At 56.0% G+C, this 3,331-nt stretch carries 2 rRNA genes; both read left to right on the top strand.

Annotated features, from left to right (window positions below):
- Positions 1-46 precede the first annotated feature (46 nt).
- Positions 47-3,014 (top strand): 23S ribosomal RNA (locus Q664_RS47190).
- Between the two features lie 167 nt (positions 3,015-3,181).
- A 5S ribosomal RNA gene (gene rrf / locus Q664_RS47185) occupies positions 3,182-3,298 on the top strand.
- Positions 3,299-3,331: the final 33 nt, after the last annotated feature.

Genomic DNA, 3,331 nt, shown 5'->3' with positions numbered 1-3,331 from the left:
GAGTCCGTGAAACCCGCCGGGAGGCGGGCTTGCGAGAGATTAAGGTAAGTAAGCTACTAAGGGCGTGCGGTGGATGCCTAGGTGCCAAGAGGCGAAGAAGGACGTGGGTGGCTGCGAAAAGCTCCGGGGAGTTGCCAACCGAACGTTGAGCCGGAGATGTCCGAATGGGGAAACCCAGCGTGGTGAAAGCCGCGTTACCTCGGCCTGAATACATAGGGCCGAAGGAGCGAACCAGGGGAAGTGAAACATCTCAGTACCCTGAGGAAAAGAAAACAATGAGTGATTCCCGGAGTAGTGGCGAGCGAAACGGGAACAGCCTAAACCAGTGTCACGCAAGTGGCACTGGGGTTGCGGGTCCGCGGTAGGACCTTTGCCGGTTAGCGGAAGCGCCTGGAAAGGCGCACCAAAGAGAGTGACAGTCTCGTACGCGAAAACTGGTGGAGGCCGAGCGGGGTACCCAAGTAGGGCGGGACACGTGCAATCCTGCCTGAATCAGCCGGGACCATCCGGTAAGGCTAAATACTCCTTGGCGACCGATAGTGGACAAGTACCGCGAGGGAAAGGTGAAAAGAACCCCAGCGAGGGGAATGAAAAGAACCTGAAACCGCATGTCTACAAGCAGTCCGAGCACTACGGGGCAACCCAGTGCGAGGGCGTACCTTTTGCATCATGATTCGGCGACTTAATGTACGTAGCGAGGCTAAGCCGATAGGTGGAGCCGGAGCGAAAGCGAGTCCTAAATGGGCGACTACAGTTGCGTGCATTATAACCCGAAGCGGGGTGATCTACACATGGCCAGGTTGAAGTGAGGGTAACACCTCATGGAGGACCGAACTCATGAAAGTTGAAAATTTCTGGGATGAGCTGTGTGTAGGGGTGAAAGGCCAATCAAACTCCGTGATAGCTGGTTCTCCCCGAAAGATATTTAGGTATCGTCTCGGGTAATTCAATACCGGAGGTAGAGCACTGGAACGGCTAGGGGTCTCACCAGATTACCAAACCGTACCAAACTCCGAATGCCGGTAATTGTTAGCCCGGGAAGCAGTCAGTGGGTGATAACGTCCATTGGCAAGAGGGGAATAACCCAGACCGACAGCTAAGGCCCCCAAGTCTAGTCTAAGTGAACACTAGAAAGGATGTGGCAGGTCATTGACAACCAGGAGGTTGGCTTAGAAGCAGCCATCCTTTAAAGAAAGCGTAATAGCTCACTGGTCGAGACAGGCCGCGCCGAAAATGTAACGGGGCTCAAGACTAGCGCCGAAGCTTCGGATTGCATGCGCTTGCGTATGCAGTGGTAGGGGAGCGTTGCAACTACGGCGAAGGTGGACCGCAAGGGCCGCTGGAGTGGTTGCGAGTGCTGATGCCGAAATGAGTAGCGATAAAGGGGGTGAGAAACCCCCTCGCCGTAAACCCAAGGTTTCCTGGGTCAAGTTAATCTTCCCAGGGTTAGCCGGAACCTAAGCCGAGGCCGAAAGGCGTAGGTGATGGAAAGCAGGTTAATATTCCTGCGCCATCTTGTAGACGTTGAACCGAGGAAGGACGGAGAAAGCTAGACGAGCTGGCCGGTGGTTGTGCCAGTCCAAAGGCGTAGGGGTGTCGCGTACGATGAAAAGGCGCGGCAGCTATCCCCGAGACCCCATGGCGTCCCGCAAGGGATTAGTCGTTGATGCTCGGCTTCCAAGAAAAGTTCCGCGGGGAGTCTACAGGGTGTCCGTACCGCAAACCGACACAGGTGGGTGAGGAGAAAATCCTAAGGCGCTTGAGAGAACTCTCCTCCAAGGAACTAGGCAAATTTCCACCGTAACTTCGGAAGAAGGTGGGCCTCTGGTAGGTGTAGGCGTACAGCCGAAGCCGAGAGAGGTTGCAGAGAAATGGCGGTAGCGACTGTTTACCAAAAACACAGGACTCTGCGAAGGCAAGAAGCCGACGTATAGGGTCTGACTCCTGCCCGGTGCTGGAAGGTTAAGGGGATTCGTCAGCCGCAAGGCGAAGCGATGATCCGAAGCCCCAGTAAACGGCGGCCGTAACTATAACGGTCCTAAGGTAGCGAAATTCCTTGTCGGGTAAGTTCCGACCTGCACGAATGGAGTAACGACTTCCGCACTGTCTCGGAGAGGGACTCAGCGAAATTGAAATAGCTGTGCCGATGCAGTTTACCCGCAGCAAGACGGAAAGACCCCGTGAACCTTTACTACAACTTGACAGTGACACTAGGGTTCGACTGTGTAGGATAGGTGGGAGCCTTTGAAGCCGGGCCGCTAGGTTCGGTGGAGGCAACGGTGAAATACCACCCTGTCGGATTCTGGTGTCTAACCATGCTCCTTAAGCGGGAGTTGGGACACTGTCTGGTGGGTAGTTTGACTGGGGCGGTCGCCTCCCAAAACGTAACGGAGGCGCGCGATGGTTCCCTCAGCCCGATTGGAAACCGGGCGTCGAGTGCAATGGCATAAGGGAGCTTGACTGCGAGACAGACATGTCGAGCAGGTGCGAAAGCAGGTCATAGTGATCCGGTGGTCCTGAATGGAAGGGCCATCGCTCAACGGATAAAAGGTACTCCGGGGATAACAGGCTTATCTCCCCCAAGAGTTCACATCGACGGGGAGGTTTGGCACCTCGATGTCGGCTCATCGCATCCTGGGGCTGGAGCAGGTCCCAAGGGTTTGGCTGTTCGCCAATTAAAGCGGTACGCGAGCTGGGTTCAAAACGTCGTGAGACAGTTTGGTCCCTATCTGCTGTGGGCGTAGGATACTTGAGAGGCTCTGACCTTAGTACGAGAGGACCGGGTTGGAGACACCGCTGGTGTACCAGTTGTCTCGCCAGAGGCATCGCTGGGTAGCCATGTGTCGATTGGATAACCGCTGAAAGCATCTAAGCGGGAAACCGACCTCAAGAACAGGTATCCCGGGCGCAAGCCCCTGAAGACCCGTCGAAGACTACGACGTTGATAGGCCGGGTGTGTAAGCGCGGTAACGCGTTGAGCTAACCGGTACTAATTGGTCGTGCGGCTTACTATACCTCAATCTCTCACGAGCTCCACCCCACCGGGGAAGGGAGTAGGGGATTCGAGGCCAAGGTCGAGGCCCCGAGCGCGCTTGAGAAAGCGGCGCCGGGCCCGGAAGAAGGCACCAGCTTCTGTCAGCAGAATTGAAAACTACCCTTTGTATGCACGAGTCACTCAGTTTCCGGTGGCAATGTCGGAGGGGTCCCACCCGTTCCCATCCCGAACACGGAAGTTAAGCCCTCCAGAGCCGATGGTACTCCGCGGGAAACCGCGCGGGAGAGTAGGTCGCTGCCGGATTTTTTTTGAAGGCCCCGAGTCCTCACACACGTG

Source organism: Archangium violaceum Cb vi76 (genome assembly GCF_000733295.1).
Lineage (GTDB): Bacteria > Myxococcota > Myxococcia > Myxococcales > Myxococcaceae > Archangium > Archangium violaceum.
This window is presented reverse-complemented; position numbering and strand designations above follow the sequence as displayed.